Source organism: Kitasatospora sp. NPDC097691 (genome assembly GCF_040302665.1).
GTDB lineage: Bacteria > Actinomycetota > Actinomycetes > Streptomycetales > Streptomycetaceae > Kitasatospora.
On the sequence record NZ_JBEORY010000128.1, the window covers coordinates 1 to 1,707 of the forward strand.

Sequence of the window (1,707 nt, forward strand, 5' to 3'; positions counted from 1 at the left end):
GGCGGCATCGCCGTCAACGCCCGCACCCTCAACCGCATCCACACCATCACCCCCACCAACGCCACCGTCGACGCCGGCGTCACCTGGGCCCAACTCACCGACGCCACCCTCACCCAAGGCCTCACACCCCCCTGCCTCACCGACTACCTCCACCTCTCCATCGGCGGCACCATCAGCATCGGCGGCATCGGCTCCACCGTCCACAAACACGGCCTCCAAGCCGACACCGTCGAAGCCATCGAAATCGTCACCGGCACCGGCCGCATCCTCACCGCCACCCCCACCCACAACCCCGACATCTTCCACACCGCCCTCGCCGGCGCCGGCCAAATCGGCATCATCACCCGCGCCACCCTCAAACTCATCCCCGCCCCCCAAAACGCCCGCGTCTTCACCCTCTACTACGACGACCTCACCACCTACCTCAACGACCAACAAACCCTCCTCAACGACGGCCGCTTCCCCTCCCAAGTCGGCGAAATCCTCATCCAACCCAACGGCCAACCCCCCCGCTACAAAATCGAAGCCGTCGCCCACTACAACGGCACCACACCCCCCAACCCCACCCCCCTCCTCACCGGCCTCAACCCCAACCCCACCGAAACCACCATCACCGACACCACCTACCGCGAATACACCTACCGAGCCGACGCCTTCGCCGACAACATCAAAAACCTCGGCTACTGGAACGCCCCCAAACCCTGGCTCTCCCTCTTCCTCCCCGCCACCCAAACCAAAAACTTCCTCACCCACGCCCTCCCCCAAATCACCCCCGACGACATCGGCCAAGGCCTCCTCCTCTGCTACCCCTTCCACACCAACAAACTCACCCACCCCTACGCCATCACCCCAGACGAACCCACCGCCTACCTCTTCGACCTCCTCACCTTCCCCCACCCCGACACCAACCCCACCCCCGCCCTCCAACGCAACCGCCACCTCTACGACCACGCCACCCAACTCGGCGCAAAACGCTACCTCGTCGGCGCCATCCCCAACATGACCCCCACCGACTGGCAAACCCACTACGGCCCCCACTGGCCCACCCTCACCACCACCAAAAACCAACACGACCCCACCCACACCCTCACCCCCGGCCAAAACATCTTCCCCTAACCCCAAACAACACCCCACAACAAAACACACCAACAACCAAACACCAACACCAACACCCAAGCACCAAGCACCAAGCACCAAGCACCAAGCACCAAGCACCAAGCACCAAGCACCAAGCACCAAGCACCAAGCACCAAGCACCAACGGGCACTTCCCCAACCCCAAAACACAACCCAAACCCCCGAAAACCGGAAAACCCGGGAACCCCGAAACCCAAACCCCCGAAACCCGGAACCCGAGCCGGAAACCCCGCCTAACACCCGGACAGGAAACCCCGGAAACCGGAACCCGGAAGACCCCGGAAGCCCGGAAGCCGGGAAGCCGGGAAGCCGGGAAGCCGGGAAGCCGGGAAGCCGGGAAGCCAAAGCAAAGCCCCAAACCGAAACCAGGAAACCCGGAAAGCCGGAACCCGGAAACCCCGAAAACACAGGAAACCCCCGGAAGGCCCGGAACCCGAGCCGGAAACCCGGAAGCCGGTAACTCCCGGAATCCCCGCCCAGCACCCCGAAAGGAAACCCCCGTGCACGCCATCCACCACACCGACCAAACCCTCCTCCCCCACCCCCCCACCACCATCTGGAACGCCATCAT

The 1,707-nt window shown here is 64.0% G+C and carries 1 protein-coding gene; it reads left to right on the plus strand.

Annotated features, from left to right (window positions below):
- On the plus strand, positions 1-1,116 hold a 1,116-nt coding region (locus ABTY56_RS38605), incomplete at its 5' end, for an FAD-binding protein (protein WP_350634369.1).
- Positions 1,117-1,707: the final 591 nt, after the last annotated feature.